This window comes from Allobosea sp. P1_A7 (assembly GCF_056406775.1).
On the sequence record NZ_JBFTZN010000689.1, the window covers coordinates 1 to 309 of the forward strand.

The following is a 309-nucleotide window of genomic DNA, read 5'->3' on the forward strand; positions in this document are numbered from 1 at the left end:
GCTCACCGTCGAGGTCAGGATCGCGCCGACGGATATCGACCAGGTCAGGCCGGGCCAGCCCGCCCGCCTGCGCTTCTCCGCCTTCGCCAAGAAYKCGACCCCGGAGCTGCCGGGCACCGTCAGCCATCTCTCCCCGGCGACCACCCGCGACCCCACCACCGGCGCCAATTTCTACACCGGCGAGATCCAGATCGACGGCGATCTCGTCGCCGCCCTCGGCGACCGCAAGCTCCAGCCCGGAATGCCGGTCGAGGTCTTCATCACCACCGAGGAACGCACCGCGCTCTCGTTCCTGACGAAACCCTTCGC

The 309-nt window shown here is 69.1% G+C and carries 1 protein-coding gene; it reads left to right on the forward strand.

From position 1 onward, the window contains the following. Nucleotides 1-309 (forward strand): beta-barrel domain-containing protein (locus tag AC1D34_RS38400; RefSeq protein ID WP_476827127.1); only part of this gene is annotated, 309 nt, incomplete at both ends.